Annotated in this window: 23 protein-coding genes, 1 pseudogene and 2 CRISPR repeat arrays; of the genes and pseudogenes, 4 read left to right on the top strand and 20 right to left on the bottom strand. The window is 54.9% G+C overall.

The window, feature by feature from the left end:
* Positions 1 to 112 precede the first annotated feature (112 nt).
* Positions 113 to 1099 (bottom strand): tRNA (adenosine(37)-N6)-dimethylallyltransferase MiaA, encoded by a 987-nt coding sequence (gene miaA, locus MITSMUL_RS10315; protein ID WP_005842457.1) that lies wholly within the window; start codon positions 1097 to 1099, stop codon positions 113 to 115.
* Positions 1099 to 1773, bottom strand: coding sequence for a metal-dependent hydrolase (locus MITSMUL_RS10310; protein ID WP_005842455.1), 675 nt, complete (start codon positions 1771 to 1773; stop codon positions 1099 to 1101). The genes miaA and MITSMUL_RS10310 overlap by 1 nt, the downstream gene beginning before the upstream one ends.
* A gap of 157 nt (positions 1774 to 1930) precedes the next feature.
* Between MITSMUL_RS10310 and MITSMUL_RS10305 the strand changes: the two genes are divergently transcribed.
* Positions 1931 to 2674, top strand: a complete 744-nt coding sequence (locus MITSMUL_RS10305; protein WP_005842454.1) for a thiamine diphosphokinase — start codon at positions 1931 to 1933, stop codon at positions 2672 to 2674.
* A 13-nt stretch (positions 2675 to 2687) separates the two neighbouring features.
* Here MITSMUL_RS10305 and MITSMUL_RS10300 read toward each other — a convergent pair whose 3' ends face one another.
* The 9 genes from MITSMUL_RS10300 to MITSMUL_RS10260 all read right to left on the bottom strand — a co-directional run bounded on the left by MITSMUL_RS10300 (position 2688) and on the right by MITSMUL_RS10260 (position 11023).
* Complete coding sequence (locus MITSMUL_RS10300) at positions 2688 to 3503, bottom strand: TrmH family RNA methyltransferase (RefSeq protein ID WP_005842450.1); 816 nt, start codon at positions 3501 to 3503, stop codon at positions 2688 to 2690.
* A gap of 108 nt (positions 3504 to 3611) precedes the next feature.
* Positions 3612 to 3965 (bottom strand): 50S ribosomal protein L20, encoded by a 354-nt coding sequence (gene rplT, locus MITSMUL_RS10295; RefSeq protein ID WP_005842448.1) that lies wholly within the window; start codon positions 3963 to 3965, stop codon positions 3612 to 3614.
* Positions 3966 to 4006: 41 nt separating this feature from the next.
* Positions 4007 to 4204 (bottom strand): 50S ribosomal protein L35, encoded by a 198-nt coding sequence (rpmI, locus tag MITSMUL_RS10290; protein WP_005842446.1) that lies wholly within the window; start codon positions 4202 to 4204, stop codon positions 4007 to 4009.
* A complete protein-coding gene (gene infC / locus MITSMUL_RS10285) occupies positions 4191 to 4769 on the bottom strand; it encodes a translation initiation factor IF-3 (RefSeq protein ID WP_040636232.1) in 579 nt (192 codons plus the stop codon). Before infC ends, rpmI begins: the two co-directional genes overlap by 14 nt.
* A 227-nt stretch (positions 4770 to 4996) precedes the next feature.
* A complete protein-coding gene (gene thrS / locus MITSMUL_RS10280) occupies positions 4997 to 6916 on the bottom strand; it encodes a threonine--tRNA ligase (RefSeq protein ID WP_005842442.1) in 1920 nt (639 codons plus the stop codon).
* A 211-nt stretch (positions 6917 to 7127) separates the two neighbouring features.
* On the bottom strand, positions 7128 to 8639 hold the full coding sequence (locus MITSMUL_RS12195; RefSeq protein WP_050751678.1) for an AMP-binding protein: 1512 nt from the start codon (positions 8637 to 8639) through the stop codon (positions 7128 to 7130).
* Between the two features lie 39 nt (positions 8640 to 8678).
* Entirely contained in the window at positions 8679 to 9824 is a 1146-nt protein-coding gene (locus MITSMUL_RS10270; protein WP_005842438.1) for a thiolase family protein, read from the bottom strand.
* On the bottom strand, positions 9821 to 10336 hold the full coding sequence (locus MITSMUL_RS10265; protein WP_244944598.1) for a biotin transporter BioY: 516 nt from the start codon (positions 10334 to 10336) through the stop codon (positions 9821 to 9823). The genes MITSMUL_RS10270 and MITSMUL_RS10265 overlap by 4 nt, the downstream gene beginning before the upstream one ends.
* A 186-nt stretch (positions 10337 to 10522) precedes the next feature.
* On the bottom strand, positions 10523 to 11023 hold the full coding sequence (locus MITSMUL_RS10260; RefSeq protein WP_040636228.1) for a hypothetical protein: 501 nt from the start codon (positions 11021 to 11023) through the stop codon (positions 10523 to 10525).
* A gap of 188 nt (positions 11024 to 11211) precedes the next feature.
* Between MITSMUL_RS10260 and MITSMUL_RS10255 the strand changes: the two genes are divergently transcribed.
* The 3 genes and pseudogenes from MITSMUL_RS10255 to MITSMUL_RS12420 all read left to right on the top strand — a co-directional run.
* Positions 11212 to 11457 (top strand): hypothetical protein, encoded by a 246-nt coding sequence (locus MITSMUL_RS10255; protein WP_147653012.1) that lies wholly within the window; start codon positions 11212 to 11214, stop codon positions 11455 to 11457.
* 84 nt (positions 11458 to 11541) lie between these two features.
* Entirely contained in the window at positions 11542 to 12435 is an 894-nt protein-coding gene (locus MITSMUL_RS10250) for a fructosamine kinase family protein (protein ID WP_005842428.1), read from the top strand.
* Positions 12436 to 12644: 209 nt separating this feature from the next.
* Positions 12645 to 12737, top strand: a pseudogene (locus MITSMUL_RS12420) (transposase domain-containing protein); the annotation flags it as partial.
* A 183-nt stretch (positions 12738 to 12920) separates the two neighbouring features.
* Positions 12921 to 13428: a CRISPR direct-repeat array (repeat unit 28 nt; unit sequence TTTCTAAGCTGCCTATACGGCAGATAAC).
* A 43-nt stretch (positions 13429 to 13471) separates the two neighbouring features.
* On the opposite strand, the gene MITSMUL_RS10245 reads toward MITSMUL_RS12420, so the two are convergent.
* The 9 genes from MITSMUL_RS10245 to cas1f form a co-directional block, all read right to left on the bottom strand.
* Positions 13472 to 14152, bottom strand: coding sequence for an IS630 family transposase (locus MITSMUL_RS10245; protein WP_169627174.1), 681 nt, complete (start codon positions 14150 to 14152; stop codon positions 13472 to 13474).
* Entirely contained in the window at positions 14073 to 14615 is a 543-nt protein-coding gene (locus MITSMUL_RS12985; RefSeq protein ID WP_005842421.1) for a helix-turn-helix domain-containing protein, read from the bottom strand. The genes MITSMUL_RS10245 and MITSMUL_RS12985 overlap by 80 nt, the downstream gene beginning before the upstream one ends.
* Before the next feature lie 115 nt (positions 14616 to 14730).
* Positions 14731 to 17285: a CRISPR direct-repeat array (repeat unit 28 nt; unit sequence TTTCTAAGCTGCCTATGCGGCAGATAAG).
* A gap of 129 nt (positions 17286 to 17414) precedes the next feature.
* A complete protein-coding gene (gene cas6f, locus MITSMUL_RS12190) occupies positions 17415 to 18014 on the bottom strand; it encodes a type I-F CRISPR-associated endoribonuclease Cas6/Csy4 (protein ID WP_005842411.1) in 600 nt (199 codons plus the stop codon).
* A complete protein-coding gene (csy3, locus tag MITSMUL_RS10230; protein WP_005842410.1) occupies positions 18011 to 19033 on the bottom strand; it encodes a type I-F CRISPR-associated protein Csy3 in 1023 nt (340 codons plus the stop codon). The genes cas6f and csy3 overlap by 4 nt, the downstream gene beginning before the upstream one ends.
* A 2-nt stretch (positions 19034 to 19035) precedes the next feature.
* Positions 19036 to 19992: a type I-F CRISPR-associated protein Csy2 gene (csy2, locus tag MITSMUL_RS10225; RefSeq protein WP_005842409.1), complete on the bottom strand. Its 957-nt coding sequence runs from the start codon at positions 19990 to 19992 to the stop codon at positions 19036 to 19038.
* Positions 19989 to 21194 (bottom strand): type I-F CRISPR-associated protein Csy1, encoded by a 1206-nt coding sequence (locus MITSMUL_RS10220; protein ID WP_005842408.1) that lies wholly within the window; start codon positions 21192 to 21194, stop codon positions 19989 to 19991. The genes csy2 and MITSMUL_RS10220 overlap by 4 nt, the downstream gene beginning before the upstream one ends.
* Positions 21195 to 21399: 205 nt before the next feature.
* Positions 21400 to 24336 (bottom strand): type I-F CRISPR-associated helicase Cas3f, encoded by a 2937-nt coding sequence (gene cas3f / locus MITSMUL_RS10215; protein ID WP_084778611.1) that lies wholly within the window; start codon positions 24334 to 24336, stop codon positions 21400 to 21402.
* Positions 24279 to 24755 (bottom strand): hypothetical protein, encoded by a 477-nt coding sequence (locus MITSMUL_RS12565; protein ID WP_005842405.1) that lies wholly within the window; start codon positions 24753 to 24755, stop codon positions 24279 to 24281. Before MITSMUL_RS12565 ends, cas3f begins: the two co-directional genes overlap by 58 nt.
* A complete protein-coding gene (gene cas1f, locus MITSMUL_RS10210) occupies positions 24727 to 25728 on the bottom strand; it encodes a type I-F CRISPR-associated endonuclease Cas1f (protein ID WP_005842403.1) in 1002 nt (333 codons plus the stop codon). The genes MITSMUL_RS12565 and cas1f overlap by 29 nt, the downstream gene beginning before the upstream one ends.
* Positions 25729 to 25840 lie beyond the last annotated feature (112 nt).

Genomic DNA, 25840 nt, shown 5'->3' with positions numbered 1-25840 from the left:
CTTTCTCCTGTTCTCAATTTCTCGCTGGACCCAAGAAAATGGATCCAGTTGGGCTGCCAGCAAAGCGCACAGCAGTCCGCCAGATGATTGCTCATCTTTTATCTTAATTCGCTCATTCTTGCAAAAATCCTGCCATATCCGTCAAAATCATGCGCAAAAGTTCAGACTGCGTCTGACTTTCCGGCTCATACCAGTGGATGTAGGGCATCTTGCGGTACCAGGTCAGCTGGCGCTTGGCGAAATGGCGCGTGCCCACCTTGATGGCCTCCACGGCTTCCTCGCGCGTGATCTCACCAGCAAGATAGGCCGCCATTTCCTTGTAGCCGATGCCCTTCATCGCGGGCATCTCGCGCGTGACGCCGCTCGCGAGCAGGCCACGCACCTCCTGCTCGAGGCCCGCCGCCATCATGAGGTCGACACGCTCGTTGATGCGCGCGTAGAGCGCTTCGCGCGGCCAGCGCAGGCCGATGACGAAGGCATCGTAGTAGAGACACGCCTGCATGTCTTCGGCCGTCTCGTCGAAGGTCTTCGTGCGCGAGATGGTCTCGCCGAAGTGCGCGACTTCGAGCGCGCGGATCACGCGCCGCGGGTTCTTGAGGTCGACAGAAGCCGCCGCCACGGGGTCCTCCTGCCGGAGCAGGGCCGCGACCGCCTCAAGGCCTTCACGCGCGGCAAGATCCTTCATCTGCTGGCGGAAGGCCGCGTGCTCCCCCGTCTCATTGAACTGATAATCCTCGAGCAGGGCCTTGATGTAAAGGCCCGTGCCGCCGGCGAGGATGGGCACCCTGCCCTGCGCATTGAGGCGGTGGATGATGGCCTTGGCCTGCTGCTGGAAAAGCGGCACGCTGTAGGGCTCATCGGGATTGCAGATGTCGATGAGGTGATGCGCGACGCCCTGCCGCTCCGCCTCGGTCGGCTTGGCCGCGCCGATGTCGAAGCCGCGGTAGACGAGCATCGAGTCACCGGACAGGATTTCCGTCTGGAGCGCCTTTGCGAGCTCGACGGAGAGCGCTGTCTTGCCCGAAGCCGTCGGCCCGAGGATGACGATGAGCTTCTCGCGCCTCGCCCTTGCGGATGATGCGGGTGACACAGGCTCCATCAGAGCACCCGTTTCCCGCCCGGCTCGACGATGTGGACTTCTGCGCGCGACATCGCCTCCGTGATCTCCTTATAGTGGCGCACGTCCTGATTGATGATGGGCCACGTGTTGTAGTGAATGGGGATGACGTGGCGCACATTGAGAAGCTGTGCGGCGAGCGCGGCATCCTCGAGGCCCATCGTGTAGTTGTCGCCGATCGGCAGCAAGGCGTAGTCGAGCGGATTCTTCTGACCGATGAGCTCCATGTCGCGGAACAGCGCCGTATCACCGGCAAAGTAGACGACCTTACCGCCCATGTAGACGACGAAGCCGCAGGCCACGCCGCCCGCGACGCCCGAACTGTGCTGTGCGAGCGTCATGCGGACCTTGCCGAACGGCAGCGTCAGCGAACCGCCGAGGTTCATCGGGTACTGCTTGAGCCCCGGCGCGCGCTCCTCGCAGAGCGCCAGCACCTCAGGGATCGCGACGATTGCCGCTCCCGTGCGCGCCGCGATCTCCGGCGCATCGCCGAGGTGATCGCCGTGCGCATGGCTGACGAGGATGTAGTCGCATTCCACATCCGCAGCCGCGATGGCGGCCTTCGGGTTGCCCGTCAGGAATGGGTCAAAGAGCACCTTGTAGGTCCCGTCATCCAGCAGGAAACAGGAATGACTGTAGTAGGTAAACGTGAGCATCCGTTCCAACTCCTTTCAATCGTCTAATGTCTAGCATCATATGCATTATCTTGCCCGCGCCTTGCGGGCATGCTATGCTTATATTGATTACAATGATTATAGCATACAAGTCTGATGAAATCGAGGTCTTACCATGAGCATATCCACGAACCGATCCATGCCAAAGGAAGCTGGTCTGTGCACGGCGCATGCTCAGGCCAAGGCGGGCTGCCTGCAGCTGCCGCAGCTGCGCCTGCAGGGGCCGCTCGCCTGTTTCCAAGATGCCTGCCTGCTCGTCGTCGGCGGCCGCGCGCCTGAAGCAGCGTGGCTCCGCGAAGCAGCGAAGGGCCGCGAAGTCTGGGCCGTCGACCACGGGCTCGACGCCTGCCTCGCCGCCGGCATCCGGCCGCAGCGCCTGATCGGCGACGGCGACAGCGCTGCGCCCGCCGCCTGGCAGCTCGCCAAAGAGCAGCACATCCCGATTGAGCAGTTCCCCGTCGAGAAAGACGACACGGACACGCAGCTAGCGCTGAAGCTCGCCCGCGAGGCTGGCTTCCCCGCCGCTATCGTCACAGGAGCATTCGGCGGACGCTTCGACCACGCGCTCTCAACCGTGACGAGCTGCGCCTTCGCGCCGCTGCCCTGCCTGCTTGCCGACGAGCGCGAATCCCTTGCCTTCGTGCGCGGCGGCGAAACGCTAAGCTGTCGGCCCGCCAAGGCGCCAAAGGCCATCTCCCTGCTGCCCCTCGCGCCGCGCTGCGAAGGCGTCAATCTCACAGGCACGCACTGGCCGCTCACAGATGCCACGCTGGAAGCGCGCAATATGCGCGCCATCAGCAACGTGCTCGAGCCGGGCAGCACATCGCTGACCCTTTCCCTCGCAAGCGGCCTGCTCGGCCTCTACTTCGTCTGGCGCGAGTGAACAAGCAACCGCCTCAGGCAAAATGGCGCTGGCGCACGGCCTCGTAGAGCACGACAGCAGACGACACGCCGACATTCAGGGACTCCGCTTCGCCGTACATCGGGATGTAGACCTTTTCTGCCGCCGCGAGTAATTCCTCTGAGACGCCGCCCCCCTCATTGCCGAACGCGATCAGCGAGCCCTTGCCAAAGTCCACGGCGAAGTGCGGCTTCGCCTGTTCGTCGAGCGCCGTCGCCAAGAGCTGGCAGCCCGCCGCCTGCGCAAAGGTGGCGACTTCTTCCGCGCTGACATCCGTCACGACGGGCAGGTGAAAGAGCGAGCCCATCGTCGCGCGCACAGTCTTGTCGCTGAAGACATCGACCGAGCCCTTCGTCAGGATGACGCCGTCGGCGCCGACCGCATCGGCCGTGCGGATGATCGTGCCCGCATTGCCGGGATCCTGCACGCCGTCGAGCACGACGAGCAGCGGTTTTCTTGCCGCAGCCTGCTGCAGATGTTCTGCCATCTGTGGCAGGCTCTTCTTCTGCTGCTCCGCGACGAGGAAGATGCCCTGCGGCGTATCCGTCGCGGCGACCTTCTTAGCTAGCGCCGCACCAATCTCGTAGAGCGGACACTTTGCCTGCAGCGCTTCGACGAGGGCCCTGCCGCGCTCCTTCTCCACGAGCTCTGCTGTATAGAGGCCGAAGCGGATAGCCCAGCCCGACGCTGCCACCATCTCTGAGAGGCGCACGCCCTCGATGCGGAACAGCCCTTCCTTCGCGCGGTGCTTGCGCAGGCGCAGGCTCTCCATGAGCTTGATCTTCTTGTTGGATGCACTGTCGATGAGCATAGGTCCTCCCCTATCTGAACTACTGAAATACTGAAAACGCTTAAACGAAAAGCCCGGCGGGAGCACCTTCGTGCCGCCCGTCGGGCTATAGAATCAAGAATTCATGAATTACTGATTCTCTTTTGCAACAGCTACGAGCTGAGCAAATGCCTTCTCATCGGAGATGGCGAGGTCAGCCAGCATCTTGCGGTTGACTTCAACGCCAGCCTTCGTCAGGCCATTGATGAGCTTGCTGTAGGAGATACCGTTCGTACGTGCAGCAGCATTGATACGAGCGATCCAGAGGCGACGGAAGTTGCCCTTCTTCGCACGGCGGTCACGACGCGCGTAATAGAGCGCCTTCATGACGGTCTCGTTTGCTTTCTTGAACTGTTTGCTCTTGGAACCCTTGTAGCCCTTCGCGAGCTTCAGGATCTTCTTATGACGTCTATGTGCAGTCACGCCGACTTTTACTCTTGGCATGTTCTTATCCTCCTAAATATCTATATCGATTGTCCCGCGGATTAGCCGTTCGGGAGCATGTTCTTGACGCGGCCAAAATCAGCGCCAGCTACGAGCGTAGCCTTGCGCAGGTTGCGCTTGCGTTTCGGAGACTTCTTCTCCAGGATGTGGCTCTTGAAAGCCTTGTTGCGTTTGAATTCACCGCTGCCCGTTACAGTAAAGCGTTTTGCGGCAGCTCTGCGAGTCTTAATTTTCGGCATTGCTATTTCCTCCCTTAGTCTGCGTCTTCTGCGACTTCTTTTTCGATGACTTCTGTACCTTCGGTGCAACGATCATCGTCATATTCTTACCCTCAAGTTTGGCGTTGCGCTCGATGGAGACAGCATCTCCAAGGGCGGCAGCCACACGCGAGAGAACTTCCTTGCCGAGCTCCGGATGCGAAAGCTCACGGCCGCGGAACATGATCGTGACCTTGACCTTGTTCCCTTCCTCGACAAAGCGAAGTGCGTTCTTCAGCTTGACATCGAAGTCATGCTGCTCAATGTTCGGGCGAAGTTTGACCTCTTTGATGTTGATGACCTTCTGCTTCTTCTTGGCTTCCTTCTCCCGTTTCTGCTGTTCATAGCGGTACTTGCCAAAATCCATGATGCGGCAAACCGGCGGCTTCGCCTTCGGCGCAACCTCGACAAGGTCGAGATGCTGCTCCTCTGCCATGCGCAGTGCTTCGCGCGTCGGCATGATACCGAGCTGCTCACCCGTGGCGCTCGTCACGCGAACTTCGCGGATGTGGATCTGTTCGTTGATTCTTAACGATTCCCTGCTAATAGTGGAAACACCTCCTGATAATCCTGATACGTTATCACGTCTGCAACCTTATAATAGAGAAACAAAAAGGAGGCGGCACAAAGCCACCTCCATCAATTCATACTATAAACCCGGCTGACTGTTCATCATCAGGTGAGAAGCGGTGGCTCCTTCTTGTTGCGTACTCGATGAGTATAACACAGCACAGATACCGTGTCAACCCTCATCTTTCATTTTCTGCAAGCGAATCAGAATTTCTTTGCCTTCGTCGCAATCTGCTCCTGCAGGTAGGCGATGAAGTCTTCGACCTTCATCGTCTCGCTCTGCTGCTCGCCGTACTTGCGGACAGCGACCGTGCCATCTGCCATCTCCTGGTCGCCGACAACGAGGGAGTACGGCGTCTTGAGCATCTGGCTCTCGCGGATCTTCTTGCCGATCTTCTCGCTGCGGTCATCAACTTCGATGCGCAGGCCGAGGTCGAACATCTTCTTGCGCAGCTCATACGCATAGTCCGCCTGCTTGTCCGTGATCGGCAGGATGCGTGCCTGCACCGGAGCGAGCCAGGTCGGGAAAGCGCCGGCGTAGTTCTCGATGAGGATGCCGATGAAGCGCTCGATGGAACCGTAGACGACGCGGTGCAGCATGATCGGGCGATGCTTCTCGCCATCCTCGCCGACGTACGTCAGGTTGAACTTCTCCGGCATCTGCATGTCGTACTGGATCGTACCGCACTGCCACGTACGGCCGATTGAATCCTTGAGGTGGAAGTCGATCTTCGGGCCGTAGAACGCGCCGTCGCCCTCATTGACGATGTAGTCGAGGCCGCGGTGCTCGAGAGCCTTGCGCAGACCGTTCGTCGCGAGTTCCCAGTCCTCATCCGTGCCCATGGAATCATCCGGGCGCGTCGAGAGCTCGGCGACGTACGTCAGGCCGAACGTGTTGTAGACTTCATCGAAGAGGTCGATCGTGTGCTGGATCTCCTGCTCGACCTGATCCGGCGTGACGAAGAGATGCGCATCGTCCTGCGTGAAGTTGCGGACGCGGAACAGGCCGTGGAGCTCGCCGGACTTCTCGTGGCGATGGACGAGGCCGAGCTCGCCGAGGCGCAGCGGCAGGTCGCGGTAGCTATGCTGCTTGGAGTTGTAGACGAGCATGCCGCCCGGGCAGTTCATCGGCTTGATGGCGTAGTCTTCACCGTCGATCTTCGTGAAATACATGTTCTCTTTGTAGTGATCCCAGTGGCCGGACGTCTCCCAGAGCTGGCGGTTCAGGATGATCGGCGTCTTGATCTCCTGGTAGCCATAACGGCGATGGACATCGCGCCAGTAGTTAATGAGCTCGTTGCGGACAATCATGCCGTTCGGATGGAAGAACGGGAAGCCCGGGCCTTCCTCGTGCAGGCTGAAGAGGTCGAGCTGCTTGCCGAGCTTGCGGTGGTCGCGCTTCTTGGCCTCCTCGAGCATGTGGAGGTAGGCATCGAGGTCTGCCTGCTTCTCGAAGGCCGTGCCGTAGATGCGCTGCAGCATCTTGTTGTGCTCATCGCCGCGCCAGTAAGCACCAGCGATGCTCATGAGCTTCAGAGCCTTGACCTTGCCCGTCGAGACGACGTGCGGGCCAGCGCAGAGGTCCGTGAACTCGCCCTGCGTGTACATCGTGATCTTCTCGCCTTCCGGCAGGTCGTTGATGAGCTCGACCTTGTAGGTCTCGCCCTTCTCCTCGAAGAACTGCAGGGCCTCTTCGCGGCTGACTTCCTTGCGCTCGAGCTTGAGGTTCTCCTTGACGATCTTCTTCATCTCTTTCTCGATGTCCGCAAGGTCGGCTTCCGTCAGCTGGCGGTCGATGTCGAAGTCATAGTAGAAGCCATTGTCGATGGCCGGTCCGATGGCCAGGCGCACATTCGCGGCCTTGTAGAGGCGCTTGACGGCCTGTGCGAGGATATGGGAGGCCGTGTGGCGCAGGGCCCAGCGGCCGTCCTCATCGTCGAACGTCAGGAACTCGACCTTGCAGTCTTTATCGAGGACGGTCGTGAGGTCCTTCGTCTCGCCGTCCACCTTAGCAGCCAACACCTTCTTGGCCAGGCTGTTGCTTACCTGTTTCACGAAATCCTGGATGCTGATGCCGGCTTCTGCCTCGCGCACTGCACCGTCTTTCATGGTGATCTTTAACATGATATGCCCTCCTTGAATCTAGGAAAATAAAAAAGCTCCGTCCCTATGAGGGACGAAGCTCTTGCATCGTGGTTCCACCCTGATTGCCGCTCTCCCATAGGCAGAGCAGCCACTCAGCATTTGATAACGGAGAATGTGCTCCGTCCCCGCTTACTCAGCGTTCAGCAGGGAAGCTTGAAAGGGGTAGCTCCGGTACACTCATGAAGCACTCTCAGCCATCGTGCTCCTCTCTGTAAGAGGTATCCTCCGCAGCCATGTCTTTCGCATCGCTTGTCGCTTGTGTCGATGGCTTTATTATATGAGCCTCTCCAGCCCTTGTCAACCCATTCTGCATTTTTCTTTTTTCATGGCTCCGTGCCTGCTCCAGTGCGCGCTCGAGCTGATGGCGGTCGACCTTGCCGCGGTCGTTGAGCGGCAGCGCGGGCAGGAAGACGATGCGATCCGGCACCTCTACAGGCAGAAGCGAGCGGCGCACGGCGCGGCGGATGTCCGCAGGAGAGGCCCCGCGCGCCGCGACGAGGAAGGCGGCCGCCCCGTCGCCGCGGCATTCCTCGTGCACAGGCAGCACGGCGGCATTCTCGACGCCCGGCACGGCCTTGAGTAGGAGCTCGAGGCGCAGCGTGCTAATCTTGAACCCTCCCTTGTTGATCCACGCCGCGCGCCGGCCGCCGAAGATCAGCTCGCCGCACACATTGATTGTGCCCGTGTCCTTGACCGAGAACGGCATGGTGACACCGCTGATGTGGTACGGCGTCGTGACGTAGATCAGGCCGTCCGCGCCAATCTCGACCGCAATGCCCGGGAACGGCCGGCCGAGGTTGCGGCTGTCGCGATCGGGGTCATCGCAGATGGCATAGGTGATGTAGTTGAGCTCGCTGGCCCCGTAGTAGAGCAAGATCTCTGCCTGCGGGAATACCGCCTTGAGCCTGCGCAACATCGATGGCGTCAAGAGCTGCGAGCCCGTGAAGATGGTCCGCACGGTAGCGACTGACTCCTTCAGCACCTGCCCCAAGAGCTGCAGCTTCGACGGCACGAGGTAGATGCAGTCCACCGCATGGCGGCGCAGCAAAGCCTCCCAGAGATGGCAGCGCAGCAAGGCGCTCGTCACGACCGTACCGCCCTCATAGAGCACCGAGAGCAGCGTATTCGTATTGCCGGTGAAGCTCAGGCTGCCCTGCAGGAACAGGACGGTCGACTCACAGACATGGAAGACCTCATCCTGCACGGGGAAGAAGCCCGCCCAGCTCCGGTACGTGCGGTAGAGGACCTTCGGCGTGCCCGTCGAGCCCGAGCTCAGCACGCCGAGGACGTCCGGCTCCTCGTGCATCCGCTCCGCGAGCCCCGACGGCCCGAAGAAAGGCGCGCCTTCGCGCGAGCAGTGCCAGATGCCCTGCAGCCCGTTCTCTTTCAAGATGGACTGCACCTCCTCTGCAGAAAGGCCATGATGCAGCAGGATAGGGCGCACACGCACGGCCTGCAGCGCGAGAAAAGCCGTGAGCTGGTCGACAAACGTATCGGCCGCCACGAGAACATCGCCGCGGACGCCGAGCGCCATGGCCATGGCCGCCATGCCCGCGACGCGCCGCCAGAGCTCCGCATAGGTGAACGCGCGCTCATCCACGATCAGGGCCTGCTTCTGTGGCCGGCGCTGCGCCTGCCAATAGAGCAGCGCCGCATAGTCGCGCAGATTGGCCTTCTCACACTCGACTGCTCCCTGTTCCATCCTATTCATCCTGACTCCACTCCTCTTCTATCTCTCTGCTCAGCAACATTCCAGCAAGATTGCCTCGCCCATGCCGCCGGCACCAGCGATGGAGAGCAGCCCCAGGCCGCCGCCCGACTGTCGCAGCGATTGCAGCAAGTGCAGGGCCAGGACAGCACCGGATGCGCCGTACGGATGGCCGTAGGCCAGCGCCCCGCCGAGGCGGTTGTAGCGATCCAGATAATCGCCGTGCGCCCGCGCGAACAGCACATCGATGACGGCAAACGCCTCGTTGAACTCGATTGCCGCCAAATCTCCGTAGCGGAGCCCCTGCTGCGCGAGCAGGAAATCCGCCGTGCGCATGGCGCCGCGCGGGCTCTCCTGCGGCTTGCCGCCGCGCGAGGCCGCCGCCACCAGACGGGCCAGTGGCTTCCACCTTTGGCGGCGCAGGAACGTGCCGCTGACGAGCAGCAGGAACGCCGCGCCGTCGTGAATCGCACAGGCATTGCCCGCATTGAGCAGCGTCCCCGGGCCAAAGTGCGGCGGCAGCCGGTCGAGCAAACGCTGCGTGAGATGCGGGCGGATGCCCGTATCTCGTGCGCACTCCGGCAGCGGCAGGACGACATCACCGAGCAGGCCTTCCCGCCAGGCCGCGACCGCCAGGCGATGGCTGCGCAGCACAGCCGCGTCGAGCTCCGCGCGCGTCACCTCCTCCTGCTGCATGACGCGCTCCGCCCCGCGCAGCATGGCATCCTCCGCCAGTTCGCCAGGCGAGAACTGCGCCGTGCGATAGACACCGTCCGGCACGAGTGTGCGGCGCGGGTCGCGCGCATCGTAGACCCGCAAGGGCTGCAGCGAGGCGCTCTCCATGCCGCCGGCCAGGAAGCATTCTCCCTGACCGCTCGCGATCTTCGCCGCCGCCAGCGAGATGGCCGCCGCCGCAGAGGCGCACTGCATGTCGACCGTGCAGGACGGCACCTCTTCTGGCAGCCCCGCCCGCAGGGCCATGAGCCGCGCGATGTTGCCGCCCGTGCCCACCGCATTGCCCGCGAGCACGCCGGACAGCTCCACGCCCCCGAGCCCAAGACGCCGCAGCAAGGCGCGGATGACGCGCGCGCCGAGTTCCTCCGGCAGAACATGCGCGAGTGCCCCGCCGCGATGCGCGATGGGCGTGCGCAGCCCCGCCGCGATGAATACGTCTCTCATCGATTATGTGCCAGTGCTTCGTTGACCTTGACGCCGAGGAAAGCAGCCATCAGGCATTTGATGATATCGCCCGGGATGTAGGGCAGCACCGCCATGACAAGTGCCGCCTCGAGGCTGACGTCCATGATGAGCATCATCGAGATCAGGCCGCCGACATACGTCAGCGGGATACCGATGACGATGTCGACGAGCGCATAGCGCTTGAAGTTCGGTCTCGCCCCCTTGAGCGCGCTGATGATCGGATAGACGACAAGCCAGGCAAAGATGTAGCCGCCCGTCGGGCCGAACAGCTTGCCGAAGCCGGCCGTGCCGCCAACAAAGACCGGCAGGCCGATGCAGCCGAGCAGGACGTAGAGGAAGAGCGCCAGGAACGTCTGCTTCGGCGGCAGCACGAAGGCCGTGACGCCGAGCGCCAGCGTCAGCGCTGTGACCATGCCCGGCGTGAACGGCAGCGGAAAGGAGATATACGCCGTCACGCAGCAGAACGCCACGCAGAGCGCTATCTTGGTCATATCCCTTGCTGTGATTGAAGAAGCCGACATTCGCGAATCCATAGTATTACCCCGTTTCCTAGATTTCTGATTTCTCTGTGCTGTACATGCCCCTTATTATAGGATAAGCGCATTTTATTGTCAACATCGTCCACTTGCTTGGTTGACGTATAGCACAGAGCAGGACACGGATAATACATACAGCACTTACAGGCGCTGCTGCACGGACAGCTCGATCGTCTCTCCGGCAAAGGATGCGCCGCAGAAGCGCAGCTCCGCACGGCGCACCGGCGCGATGCCCTGCAGCGCAGCTTCGAGGATGGCCAGCCCCGGCACAAGCGGCTTTGGCCCCGCATGGAGCGCATTCGTATCGCCAACGGACTGCACGAATGCGTGGACCGACTCCGCCGAGAAACAGAGCGAAAGATGCGCAGGAGTCGGCGCACCATCCACGAGCAGCTTAAGGCTCCTGCTCCGTACCAGCCGTCCAGATGGCCGCGACGGTGCCGGACGCCCCAAGAGCATCGTGAGCGTCAGCCGCCCCGAATCGTCAAAGGCCATGACTTCCAGCAAGCCGTGGTGATCGCGCAGGATGCGCATGCCGGCCCCTGCATCATGCTCACGCTCCCATACCGCCTTGGCAATCAACGCCCCCTCGTAACGCGGCCCCTTCAAGGATGCCGTCATGCGTGCCAGATCACGGAACATAGGCACTCCCCCTTTCTGCATCTCATTCTAGCGCATGGCACTTCGAAAAGAAAGGCGCCTTGCTCAAAATTCCCTTTTCCCCTAGGGAAGTTCTAATCCAGATGCCTTAGAATGTCTTGCAATTGTACACAGCAAGATTGCTCTCACATATTCTTTTATTCTTCATCTCCATAGAAAGGATGACCGTCATGCCCTTATCCCTCGACAGTCTGGCCTACGAAATCCAGTACGGCGGGCCGCATGTCCACCTCGCCGTCTTCATCATCTGCCAGATCATCGGCATCATCTTGCTGCACTACGTTTTCCGCATCATCACGTACCTGATCAATCGCTACACACAGCTGCCACAGGACATCCTCAAGCATCAGTTCATCAAAGCTATCTATCAGGCATACCAGGACGCCGAGATCAAGCTCCTGGAGCGCACGCCCTGATAGGATTATAATAGATCATGTACAGCTACCAGTACATGATCACACAATCGAATCAGGAGCAATCGAATCAGGAGGCGTATTATAATGTACGGTCAAAAGGAAAATATCTCACTCCCCAGCGGTCTTGCCAATCAGCTGAAACACCTCTACGGACCAGACGCACGCATTGTGGCACAGGCTCCCGTGGGAGGCGGCGACATCAACGAAGCCTATCACCTTGTATTGCAAGATGGCCGCGACCTCTTCCTCAAAGTACATGCAAACGTTGCAGCCGACTTCTTCACGGCAGAAGCCTCCGGCCTCGCCGCACTGAGGCAAGCCGGCCTGCCCGTACCCGAGGTACTCGGCTGCGGTCGCAACTACCTGCTGCTGAGCTACGTGAAGAGCGCCCGGAAAAGCCGCGACTATTGGCAGCAGCTCGGCTATGAGCTCGCCAAGCTCCACCATTCGGATCCAACTGCCTTCACTTGCGGGCACCGCTTCGGCTTCATGCAGGACAACTACGCCGGCTCCACGCGCCAGCATAATCGCCCATCCGACAGCTGGGTTGACTTCTTCCGCACGCAGCGCCTGCAGCCATTCCTCAAGCTCTGTTGGTCGTATTTCTCGTCAGAGGAGAAACGCTTAGCCGAGCAGCTACTCGCACATCTGGAAGACCGCCTCATCGAACCCGACTTCCCGTCCCTGCTCCACGGCGACCTCTGGTGCGGCAACGTCATGACAGGACCAGACGGCTCCCCCGTCTTCATCGACCCGTCCGTGAGTGTCGGCTTCCGCGAAGTCGACATCGCCAAGACCGAGCTCTTCGGCGGCTTCACGGGCGAATTCTATGATGCCTACCAAGAAGCCTGCCCCCTGGACCCCGGCTACCCCGAGCGCCGCGACCTCTACAACCTCTACCCCCTGCTCAACCACCTTCACCTCTTCGGCAACGCCTACCACACCGCCGTCACCCGCATCCTGCGCCACTACGCCTGATTCGCTTGCAAGCGCATGTCTCTTATGATACAATCAAAGCATAGGAAAACCGGCGGGTCGTATCGCCGGTTGCTCCTTCAATTTACAGTTAAAAACAACGGCTTTTCAACTATTTGCATCCCCCTTTCGCAGAGAAAGGGCAGCCAGCTCCGCCGGTATATCCAGTATACTGACGGAGCTGGCTATTTTTCTATGTCGTCAAGACAGCCAGGACCAACGGCTTAAACCCATTTCAGTACCTCAAGCACCTCTTTGAGTATTTGCCGAACGCCGACATCCAGCGCATCGGCTTCCTATCATAGAGCGAGACCATCCAGAAAAATAAAAATAAACCATCAAAGCTTCACTGCTCATGTAATGGAGCTTTTGGGATGCACATCTCCAAGTTGGCCATCAAACTGGCGAATCATACACTGGACAATTTAGGATTTACCCATCTATGCGGCAGATAAGTTGTGGCGTGCAATCATGTTTGCTACCGCCACTTTCTAAGCTGCCTATGCGGCAGATAAGTCGTTTGCGCGCTTTACGGCGGCGGATGAGACTTTCTAAGCTGCCTATACGGCAGATAACTGGAACCGTTCGTCGTTCCAAGCCCTCCCACTTTTCTAAGCTGCCTATACGGCAGATAACACCTTCCTTCTCCTCTGCCAGCTGCTCAAGGCTTTCTAAGCTGCCTATACGGCAGATAACGAAAAGAAGCTGCTGAATCGTGCATTCAATAATTTCTAAGCTGCCTATGCGGCAGATAACCAGGACCGGCCAAGCAACTATGACCTGCAGCATTTCTAAGCTGCCTATGCGGCAGATAACGTACGGGAACAGACCTGGGATAATCTTGACACTTTCTAAGCTGCCTATACGGCAGATAACGACTCCTCGAGGTTCGTGAAGTGTGACATCAATTTCTAAGCTACCTATACGGCAGATAACGTCAGCCTTCTTACCCAGCTTCGAATTGCGCTTTTCTAAGCTGCCTATACGGCAGATAACAGAACAACTACTGTAGAACCTCTTCCATATATATAGCAATTAGTCATCTGGTTAAATCAGGATACAAAGATACCAGCTTGACTCTGGCTTTTTCCTTAGTGAACAGCCAATGAATCGGTGTCGGCTTCTTGTTCCGCTTATTTTCCCACGCACGGACTTCACGTTGCAACTTGGCAAGGCTTTCGATTCGTCGGTTGAGGCATTGCCTGGTCAATACATTCAGCTCGATCTCGGCCATGTTCAACCAGCTGCCATGCTTCGGCGTATGGTGTATTTCCAAACGCTCCGCCAGTCGGCGGGCCTCATCTGGCTTGAACCGTTTGTAAAGTGAGCCGAGCGTATGTGTGTTCAGATTATCCATGACCAGGACAATCCGTTCGGCACGTGGGTACATGACATCACATAGATATCGGATTTCTTCAGCCCAGTCCAGAGCGGTCCGCCGCTCCCGCACCGAGATATGCTGGTGCCCCGTAAGCGGCTCTACAATGGCAAAAATGCTGCAGGTTCCATTGCGCTTGTACTCTGCATCAATCTTCTCGACAGCACCGGGGCGCATAAGAAGCGGCTCACGGACTTCGCCGAGGAGCTGTAAGGGCTTCTCATCCAGACAGACTACCGGCCGCTTGCGTGCATAAGGACGCTCATACACGTCGATGATGTCTTCCATGCAGGCGACAAAATCGGCATCCTGTTTCTTGGGAATGCACCAGTAGCCTTTCAAGTGAGGGCGCAATGTGTTTTTTTAGCATCCGCCGAACGGCTTCTTCACCAGCAGTGAGGCCGAGCTCGACTCTCGCGTGTTCTGTGAGGAGCTTAATGGTCCATCTGGCATATCCTTCAGGCGGGGTGCCACAGGCCATGGCAATGATCCTGGCCTCCATGGCACCGTCAATCTTGCGCGTGGCATTGTCCGAATTCACATTGCGATTCAAGACCAGCGTGCGCTGAAGCCCGCTCTCGCAGTAAAGCTTGACGATATTGCAGACCATCTTCAACGACACGCCGAGGTAATACGCACAGTTGCGATACGTGCTGTCAGGATTCGTGTTGCAGTCCAGTGCCAGCAAAATCTGGCAGCGCTTCTTGATGGTGTTGCACGTCTTGCTCGAGCGCAAGACCGCTTTCAGATGATTGCGTTCCTCGTTCGTCAACATGATCTTGTACTTTCGGCTGTGTCCACTCATGATACAACGCCTCCATGCTGGTGACTATGTCTATATGCCTATTATACCAGAAAGGGACAGATGATGTAGATATGGAAGAGGTCCTGCACTACATCGCAGACGGCTTCACCGCACATTTCTAAGCTGCCTATACGGCAGATAACCCTGGCACTTCATCCGCCGACTTGTAGTGCTTTTTCTAAGCTGCCTATACGGCAGATAACATGTCAATTAGTACGCTTTTAGTACGATTGTCATTTCTAAGCTGCCTATACGGCAGATAACGCATGACAATATCTCGTTATTGCAACGCTCACTTTCTAAGCTGCCTATGCGGCAGATAAGGCTAAGGTCACGGCCTACAGCGAGATGACCGATTTCTAAGCTGCCTATGCGGCAGATAAGCCTACCCGACAGCGCCAGAGTTATTGCCGTCATTTCTAAGCTGCCTATGCGGCAGATAAGGTAGTCCTCCTCGACTTTCTTGAGAACGTACTGTTTCTAAGCTGCCTATGCGGCAGATAAGCCACCTCTGGCTTGTAGTTGTTGGCAATCGGTTTTCTAAGCTGCCTATGCGGCAGATAAGTTGAGATAGAGGATTGACAGGATCTATACAGGATTTCTAAGCTGCCTATGCGGCAGATAAGTCGAAGAGCTCAAAGAACGAGAGACGGAGCTCTTTCTAAGCTGCCTATGCGGCAGATAAGGCGGATAAATTTGCCGAAGCCCTCAAACCGCTTTTCTAAGCTGCCTATGCGGCAGATAAGAGGGCTCGAACCTGCATCTCCGCTTTATGCTATTTCTAAGCTGCCTATGCGGCAGATAAGCCGCCGCTGCACATGCAGGCCACGAATCAAACATTTCTAAGCTGCCTATGCGGCAGATAAGTCGAAGGTGTCATGAACCTTGCCGCTGCATCTTTTCTAAGCTGCCTATGCGGCAGATAAGATCTTCAACCTCTCCGCTTAATAAGTCTGGCATTTCTAAGCTGCCTATGCGGCAGATAAGGTCGCACGGATGTGGCAGCACAACCGACGCGCTTTCTAAGCTGCCTATGCGGCAGATAAGGAAAAGCTCTGCGCTATCTACGGGGTGACGATTTTTCTAAGCTGCCTATGCGGCAGATAAGTGCCCACTGCGGGACCCGTCCTGGTCATTACATTTCTAAGCTGCCTATGCGGCAGATAAGGCGGCTGCACTCAGCAATAAGTTGCTGCAGATTTTCTAAGCTGCCTATGCGGCAGATAAGGCCAATGCACGACTCTACCGACAGGGCCAGCATTTCTAAGCTGCCTATGCGGCAGATAAGATCCATGTCCGGATGCCAGCCGAGTCCCGCAATTTCTAAGCTGCCTATGCGGCAGATAAGCAGAAGATAATCGACATACCACTCGAAGTTCTTTTCTAAGCTGCCTATGCGGCAGATAAGGTTCTTCTGGGCGTCATTGTTGCCCAGTAGCATTTCTAAGCTGCCTATGCGGCAGATAAGGTCTCTTGCATCCATACTTGTCACCTCCTCACTTTCTAAGCTGCCTATGCGGCAGATAAGCAAGAGAGCGGACGCGATTGCTGGTAAGATAATTTCTAAGCTGCCTATGCGGCAGATAAGTGAGGCTGGTGATTGGTGGATCACCTTTAAGCTTTTCTAAGCTGCCTATGCGGCAGATAAGTACGAACTCCATTGTGTAAGATTCGCTGTTACTTTCTAAGCTGCCTATGCGGCAGATAAGGCACCTTCAGACTGCAGCTTGCGGATTTTCGCTTTCTAAGCTGCCTATGCGGCAGATAAGATCCTTGGAAGCATATCGGCATTTCAGATGGCTTTCTAAGCTGCCTATGCGGCAGATAAGGGATTCCTGCTGATAAGCGTAGCCGCTTTCTTTTTTCTAAGCTGCCTATGCGGCAGATAAGCGAGAGGCCGAGGCGAAGCGCAAGCATGAAAATTTCTAAGCTGCCTATGCGGCAGATAAGTTTGTTCACCTGCCGCTCGTACTTCTTGCGCATTTCTAAGCTGCCTATGCGGCAGATAAGCATCAAAGAGCAGAGCAAGACTGAGAGCGGCTTTTCTAAGCTGCCTATGCGGCAGATAAGCTGCCGCCAGCGCCGAGACGGCAAAAGAATATTTTCTAAGCTGCCTATGCGGCAGATAAGAATGATTATGGGAACCGTCAAAGACGGGCAGTTTTCTAAGCTGCCTATGCGGCAGATAAGTGGGGCTCGTGGTGGTGCATCTGCATGGACATTTTCTAAGCTGCCTATGCGGCAGATAAGGTCTTCCGGTAGTCTACCTGTAACGATACGCTTTTCTAAGCTGCCTATGCGGCAGATAAGGAGATTTTTATCCCGCTCTACCCAGAGGTCAATTTCTAAGCTGCCTATGCGGCAGATAAGAAGGGTATACCTTGGGTGCCTATCTTGCATCTTTTCTAAGCTGCCTATGCGGCAGATAAGATCCGGTAAAGGGGACGTACAACATCCTTAACTTTCTAAGCTGCCTATGCGGCAGATAAGCCTCAGCGCCGTCAAGGTCATGACGCGTGACATTTCTAAGCTGCCTATGCGGCAGATAAGACGGCTTTGCCATGCTTGCTTTGCGTCACGCATTTCTAAGCTGCCTATGCGGCAGATAAGTATGATAACCATAATGAATGATACGAGTGGCATTTCTAAGCTGCCTATGCGGCAGATAAGAGTAAATCTCTGTGCAACTATCCTTGTCCTGCTTTGGTTCTCGCTAGCTACTCTCATTTAACCAAAATTTTGTGCTCTTGTCAAAGCCCTTGATTTACATAGGGTTCTGACATACGGCGAAAACTTTGGTCAAAAGTCGGGAACAGATGATCTCTTACTGAATCCGTATGCTGAAAAGCCTTCATAGGGATGTTCATCCGCTTCCTTCTTCTGAATGAACAAGCTGAAACGATGGTGATTGGTCATGCTTTCCAGCTGGATATACGGATAGTGAGTCTCATTTACAGGCGTTGGGAAAAGCTTCTGGGCTTCTTTTATTGACATATTGTGTCGTTTTGCATAGCGCCTGGCTTTCTGCGCGGCGGTCGCCTCTGGCTGATAGCGTCTGTACGTCACAAAGCCTTTGCATGATCTGACAGGGACAGGACGGATGCTTTTGATTTTCACGTAATCTGGCGTGAAATGCTTTAATGCATCAATCAGATTCAAATGCTGCAAATCAGATTCTTCTGGAGCAAGCAAACGGAGTGTACGGCCGAGTGTCGGCGTTGCATCGGAATACTCGGGAAATGCTACACCGCATCGAATCATGCCCTGCTCGTCTTTGCTACTGGCCAATGCCAAATGGATTTGGCGGTAGACTCTGGACCAAAGGAACGAGGTTGTGATGTCTTCTGTCGGCTTCAATATAACATCTTGGTAGAACCACATATCCTTCATCCCTTTCATTCTTTTGCGCTTGCACCGAAGACGCCGCCGCGGATTAGGACGGCCATTACATAATGCGCAGCCTCCGGGCTTTCAAAGTCGTCACCAAGGGAATACTTATCAAAGAGCGTATAGAAATCACTCTTTGCCTTCGGTGTGCGGAAGGCCTTACCAAGATTTGTTACGGCACCATAGGGTTCTACAGCGATTGGACCTACCCCCGTATCCGTGCCATATTCTTCATACCAAGTATCAATCGTGCGGATTGCATTGCTGAGCTTCTGCGAATGCATTGCCGCCGTACCATCCACTTCATACAAGACTTTGCTCTTCTTACCTTTTCCTTTATCCAAGATGAGCTCTTCACTCGGATAGACGTCCTGCCCTCTACCAATCTTGGCAAAAGCCGTAACTTCCAACAGAAGATATGGAATCTTGCCAGATAGTGCCGATTCAATCTGCTCAGCTAATGTATCGACCATTTCGTCGCTATGATCAAAATCCTGCAGAGAATAATCATACGAATGGAACAGCCACTGCTTATCATTAGCCTTGACCTGCACTTCCAATTCTTCTGCACCAACGCGATTCCGCCAAAGGAAACGCGCATTGGCAAGGTTCAGTGCATACCGTTTAGCCAATTCCCCGAAGCCGTATTGTTCAACGTAACGATTGCCCATCTCCAAAATCTTTGCCTTGTGCTCTGCATTATTGCAGGCCGCTGGAACAGCTGCTCCCCGCAAGACCTTCATCGTGAACGTGACCTTCAAGGTATCCTGATCCATCGATAGTGATGCCGCATCAACCGTCTGCAGATTCGGCTTTTCGACTTCTGCGTTGAGCTTTGCAGGATCGTTTGCCACTGCTTGCTTCAGGCGATTGGAGATCGTGCCTCGGACGGATTTCTCGTGCAATGGCAAGGCAGTCGCCTCTGCCTGACGCTCCTCCCATGTTGTCCCGTACATCAAACCATCCGAAAGAACAATTTTTTTCTCAAAAGACAATACCGTTGCTAACCCCTTCGTGTTTGACTTTGCCATGATTAATCCTCTCCTTCATTTAACTCTATCTTCTCATTTACACAGACATATAAGTCTTTATTCTCATCATACTGATATTGCCACATCATTTGATCGATATCTTGAAAATGATGCGGCATCTTGAACTCACCGAGTGTCAGCACCGGTTCGGCAAAGCGATGCAATGTGCTCGCATCGCGCTGATTCGCCACATGTCCTAGCGGCGTCAATCCTTTGAAGCCAGTGACGATTGGTACCAGCCATCCCTGTTCTTGGCGTGGTTGCAGATGCCATGTATCATGCTCGTCATCGTGTTCATAATGCAAAGCCAGCAAATCCAGCAACGCCTGCAAGGTGTCCTGCGCCTCCAATTTCTCCTGCCTTTGTTTCAGCAACTGACGACGCTCGATCAGGACATACCCCGGCATAAGACTGCGGATTGCTCGACGCACATCTTTCTCGGAATCCTCATCTACTAAGAGGATTCTTGACCCGCGTGTCGAAGTTGACTTTATAGGATCATCGATTGGCGAAAAAGCGAGGATATCTCCGCCTGCAATCTTCATCCCATTCAAGACTTTTGTTGTCTTCTCATTGAAAATTGAGTAGTTGCTCGACGATAGCCCGTCCACTTCGATAAGAAGCGATACCGTCAGATGAATTCTTGCTTCCTCGATAAATGGAGGCCGTTCAAAAGAAGCTCCCTTTTTCCGCAGCGGATTTGAAGTGATGATGACGGAGTTCACATAGTCGCCCGGACCTTTATAGGTCTGCAAATTAAAGTCATGGCAGGACACCGCCAGTTTCTTCAGGCGAATACTAGACAGCGCCTCATTGCGCCGGAGCTTTCTCTCCAATGCATGCATGGCCCCCAACCACGCTGTCATGGCAGGAAAACCAATCGTGAGCGGACTGCTGAAGGCATTCGCATTGTGAATCTTGACTTGACGCAACAGCAAATACGTCTTGATTTTGCTCATCCTTCTCTCACCTCCTCCTTCAAGACATCTTCCATTGTCGATGCAAAAGAGTGCAGCTCTGCATCCGAAAGCGAAATCTCTTTCCGCTTCTCAATGCGACAGAACCACCCATAGGCATTCACGAGCCAGCGGGCAAAATCCATACAAACCGGCCAAATCCAATCTGTATCATCCTGTCGCTGGTTGGAATAAGCTGCATCCAGCCAGACTGCCTGTTCTTCCGTCAGTTCCGTATCCTTACTCCAACCAGCAGGGAGTGTCTGCAATCGGTTTGCTTCATATAGAATAGGCTCGACAAAATCCAGTATGATATTCTCACGGCGCTCACGTATCTCAAGATTATGGCGCTGGTCTCGAAGCAGCGCATCAAGATGGAACAGCATTTTGATGAAGTTACGCCAGTAAAGTGAGTCAAAGAAAAAGTTCCTTTTAGGCATCTTTATTTTTCGACTAGTCAGGCAGGGTGGCAATGACGGTAAAACCTGTATCCCTAATGAAGAATTTCGCGTGCTCACATTCTGTACATTTGCTCCTCCAAAGCGGACATTAGTCAAATCAGAAAAAAACTTATATGAACCACCATAACATTCTGACTTTTTATCCTGGCACTTTCTCTGCACTTGAAATGCCATTCTAATCCGATTTGTAAGTTCAAGCATCAGAACACTCGGCGGTAAGATACTGAGCAGATGATATTCTCCGTCATGATCAGGTATAGGGAAATACACTTGTTTCAGGCGTTCATCACTTTCCTCTGGAATCTTTGATATCTGAATACGCAAAATTTTCTCTCGTAATGGTTCATATTTGATTCCTAGCGATTCTATTTCGCGACGAATAAAAGGCGAATCCTCACGAAAATATTGCCAAGCTGTTTTGGCCTCAAGGTCATCTTTCTGTTCCGCTATGGTTTCTTTCTGTGAAAACCGTGAGACCAAGAATGACGCAATCGTCATGAAGGCAGACCCACCATCTACAAAAATATCTTGCTGTACTGCCGTATCAGCTGTCGTCAAGTAACCTTTACCTGTAGGGCTACTATCATCATGCAAATGGACGGCTGCATCCGGATGTGTGTACCGGCCGATATGCGAACTCACCCAATATCGGTCAAAGTTCTTCCAATTACCCTCTAGCCACTCAGACGGGGTTTGTTTCTTTTTCGCCGCTTTATCAGCGATGTAAGTTGCTATCGATCCCATAATCTTCCCTCCTTTGCTCTTATTATATCATAATCTCTATTATTCCTCAAGATTCAAATATGGTTTTATATATATAATCCCAAAGAAACTTGCATGAGCTGCCTACACGGCAGATAATAGTTCCTCAGGATTCAAATATTTGCTAAGCTGCCTATGCGGCAGATCCTACTGGCTTCATTATAACAGAAACCAATTCAACTGACTATCACTTTCTTTCATTCATCAAGGTATGGAACGCTCCGAGCTGGTCATCATACCAGCACACTCTCGCTCCATCTTCATAGCCGGAAAGGCTCAGCTGACCATACCGCTCGGATATGCGCTGCAGGACTTCTCCTTCGTCCGCATCGGAATATGGCCTTCTGGCAGCTTGTGCTTGAAGAGACGCCATATAGGACCGCGGCAGCCAAAACCGCTCTCTGTAAGGGGCCATCTTCTCCTCAGGGTATAGTCTCAGATTGCACATATCCCCATATGGTATATATTCGCCCTTATCTCTTTTATAGAAGCCCAGTGCCCCCTGCTCCGCATCATAGCGATAGCACAGGTCCTGATCTTGAATGCCTGCGCGGAATGGACGCAGGTACTGCGGCAAACCCGTCATCCACCAGCAAGTCTGCTGCCAGCCGCCCACTTCATCCGGAGATTTATCATCGAGATTGCGCCAATCCGCCAATCTCTTGTGCTCTAAATCAATCAATCTCGACTGCGGCCGAAGTGGCCTCGGGACCTTCACGCGAGGAATCGCATCGATATGCGCCCAGTTATCATCAGGCACCAAGTCCTTCATATCATGGCTCTGCAGTAGATATCGCGAAGCTTTCTCGAACCCCGGCCTGCAAAAGACAGCCCTCTGTCCGGGATTTACCATTCCTCGCCAGTTAAACTGCATGACGCCGATATTCGGAGCCTCTATATCCTGCAAGCATGGACGATGGCGATAAACGCGACCGGCCAGCTGTATGATTGAGCGATACGAGGATGGCTCGATGATTGCCCAATCAAAGTCATGGTCACGGCCGATCTCCTCCACCGGAGTAGCCACGACCAAGAAAATGCACCGTTTCGCCTGACTATAGTCTAAATGGCGGCGAAGGATGGCATCTTGGAAGGCTACCTGTGCGCCGAGTTCCTGCTTGCGGCGCAGGACATGGTCGAGATACGCTTCTTGTTCATGACGCAGCAGCAGAACTTGACGGCTGTGATAGCACATGACGAAGACTGCCGTATCCTCTGGCCATTCAGCAGACAGCAGGGCAAGAGCCATATTGACACACGGGTCAATGTTGGCAAATCGCACGAGTCCAAATGAAACTTCCTTGTTTGTTTTCTCATCAACGACATGGTGATTCCCATGCAGCTGCAGGGCGGCTTGCTTTATCGCTGCAACATACGACTGCCATGACTGTTCTTTCGTCGTCTGAGGCTGGCACGGAATCAAGACCGCTTTCCGCTTCACGACCTGCGCCTGTAATTTCTTGACGCGCTTCTCGACAAAACTCTCATGGGCAAGCCTGTACTGATTCGGCTGCTGCAGCGGTATGGTTGCAGATTCAGAACGGAATTCATCTACCCAGACAGCCGTTAGCGTTTTCGTCCGGTCTGAGAATGCATTATAGCAGCACAGGCCGTCCTGATAAGCTTGATAAAAACCGTAGGCCAAGTCTGGCGGAATCGTGGCAGAAGATAAGACTACGTTGCGTCCAAGCAGGCCAGCTAAGTGGACCAGTCGGGCAACTGCTGTCAAATCCTCCGGCGAGAAATCATCTACTTCATCGATGACGAGATCCGCTGACATCATCCGCAGGAACGGCAGCAGGCCCTTGCCTCCACGTGTCACCTCTGTCGCACGGATAATCTGATCGATAGTCGCAACCAAAACCGGCTTGAACAGAAATGCGCCATTTTTCTTTGCCTGCGGGTTTCTGCGCCCATCGAGATAAATATCCAGATACTTCAACTGCTCATGCGTGAAATTATCCTCAAAGGAAAGCATATCTTCCAAGAGTTCCTCTTCTCCTGAACCGCCTATCTCGCAAGGAGAACCCTTCTCTTCTAAATCTGCCGAGTCGGACTGTTTCTCCTGACGATACAGTTCTTCAACAGCTGAGGAACCGATGACGATAGCTAATTCATCCTTCGTCAGATGCATGCGCTCTTGATATTCACTGCCAGTCTGGAGAGTCAGAGAACGGAGTCCTAAGGCCAATGTGTAGCGCATAGACTTGCCATCTGGCGACAATGACTGCATCAATTTAGCATTGGCTGTCGTCTTGCCGCAGCCTGTGCTTGCCATGTTCATGACGAACCAAGCCTGCTCCTCCCCCTCTTGCTTTGCTGCCTGGACTTCACGGACTGCTTTATCCTGCCACTGATAGGGCGCTTTTGCCGGTTTGAAGCGTACTGTGTCCGTTACATCCATCGCATTTGTAAAGAGCGGGAGCTGGTGTGCGATATTGACGGCTTGAGCCGCTACCTTGGTCAGGTGGGAAGACAGTGTATCGCAGAGATTATCCCCCTCTGTATTCGCATATAAAACTTTCTTCTGCTCCTCTGTCGGTATATCCGTCTGACACTTCTGCGAAGATACGAAATGGTCAGCCAGCATCAGTGCTTCCCGCGCATACAGAAGAAGCGGCCTCATGGCCTGACTAGACTCCGCACAGAGCTGCTGTAACTGCGCTTTTTCCCGAAGCAGGCGCGCCAGCCATTTTTTGACAGACTTACTCCAGTCGTCATCATCCAGCAGGAATCCTCTCGAAAACGCAAAGCAGGGATTCTTCGCGGCAGGGATAACACCTTCATAGCCCCAGTCGCTTTTAACCATCGGGAAGAGTGCCTCCAAAGACAGCAGTGGTTCCATTGCACAGAGCTTGTACTCCATCTCATTCCGCGTTACAGGCAGGCGATGGTGCGATAGGATAAGCCAAGCAATCAGGCGCATGATGGGTGGCATATCCGGTAATGCATCTGCCTGACTGCCTCTGTCTTTCATTTCCTTTTTCAAAGCTGTCTTCTTCAGCTTGCCATCCATAAAAAGACGTATCCACGCGTCATCATCCTCTGTGTCACCACTGATTTTCGCTATAGCTGCCAGCATCTGGCAGGAAACCCATTCGTGGCGATAGGGGTCTTTTTCCATCGACGACGACCGTAACTTTTTTGAAAGTGGTCCGATGATTTGCCCCAGTCATGGAAAAGGGCTGCTACTGCTACCAATGCCTTGATCAAGGTAAGATATGGCCAACCCCCTTCCCATTCTTTATGCAGGATGTTCTTCCTCGTTGTATTGACTGGCACCATGCCGTCCTCATTGAATTTGTCGCGGTTCCCCACCACCCAGAGAAGCTCGCTGCGATTGCGCGAGCGGATCCAGCGGCAGGACACTGCCGTGCTTTTCGTCGCATTCCTGCGCAGGAGGGTCTTGACCTCTTGTACCCCCTCCTGCGTCATGATGGTCTGCCATGTGTCATTGCCGATGCGATCTGCAAATTGGTCCAGAATGCGGCGAACCGTCAATAGGGCTTTTTTCTCACTGCGACTGGTAAACAGTACCATCATGATAAGGGCCCTCCTTCCCCCATAGTTGGCTCACACGCTTTACCTCTTCAAACAAGAAATCCAGCACTTTGTGCTCTGTGAATTTCTGCAGGCAGTACGAACGGAATTCCTGATCGCGTAAATCATCTTCTGCACAAATAAATGCGCCTGGCAAGACAATCGCATCTTTCACAAGGTCCGCAACATCAAAGACCAGAGCACCGCGCCGTGTCTTCCCGTGCATGACGGCGAAACCATGCGGTATTCCCAGCACCCACAGTGTGACGGCAGCTAAGCCATAGGCGAGATAATTGCCGTGATTCAAGAAGATATTGGCCTTATCACCTGCGGGAGCATCATGAAGGCGAACAAAATCCGGCATATTGACATGGCCACTCGCATACTTGTAAAGCGCCTTTGTGAAGATTGCCTCACCTGCCAGCAACTGTTTGATATCCACAGCCTGCTGGATAACTTGGCGGAAGCGATGCATGGCAGACTCGATATCATCATCGTCTGCATAGAAGCCCCAGCTCTGCAAATCCCGGTCCTTCTGCCAGACTTGCTCGATAAACTGGCAACGCTTCAACTGGAACTCCTTCGCCGCCGCTAAGCGTTTGTCTGCCTGAAACCAGAACGAGAGCCACCCCTGCACGTATTCCGTTGGCCGGTATTCGCTCTGAGGGTTGAGCCATTCGATTTCCACGCCGGAAAGCAACGGCGTCCCACCATTGCCACAGAAACCGACCATGACACCAGCCATAGCCAGCATGCGCATGGCAGCCTGTGTGATGGAGGTGCCCGTCCCTAATAGCAGCACCGTCGTATTGGCAATCGGGATATTCCAATACTGATTCTCTCGCTTGCCCTCTGTCAGATAAAGAACACGCCCGTCCTTCTGCATGACCCGACACTTTTCCAGATAGTAGATGTTTGCTCTCTTGGAATGCAGAATGACTTTCAGGTTTGATGCTTCAATCTCTGATTTCGTCATCGTCACAATACCACCTTCACGATAGCATACAGTCCGTCAATCACAATATCTTACAGAATCTATATATTAATTCGACAAGTTATCATTGGATTCCTTCCTATACAAAAAAAGG

Source organism: Mitsuokella multacida DSM 20544, assembly GCF_000155955.1.
Lineage (GTDB): Bacteria > Bacillota > Negativicutes > Selenomonadales > Selenomonadaceae > Mitsuokella > Mitsuokella multacida.
The sequence above is the reverse complement of the archived record's forward strand: the minus strand, read 5'-3'. Positions and strand labels throughout refer to the sequence as shown.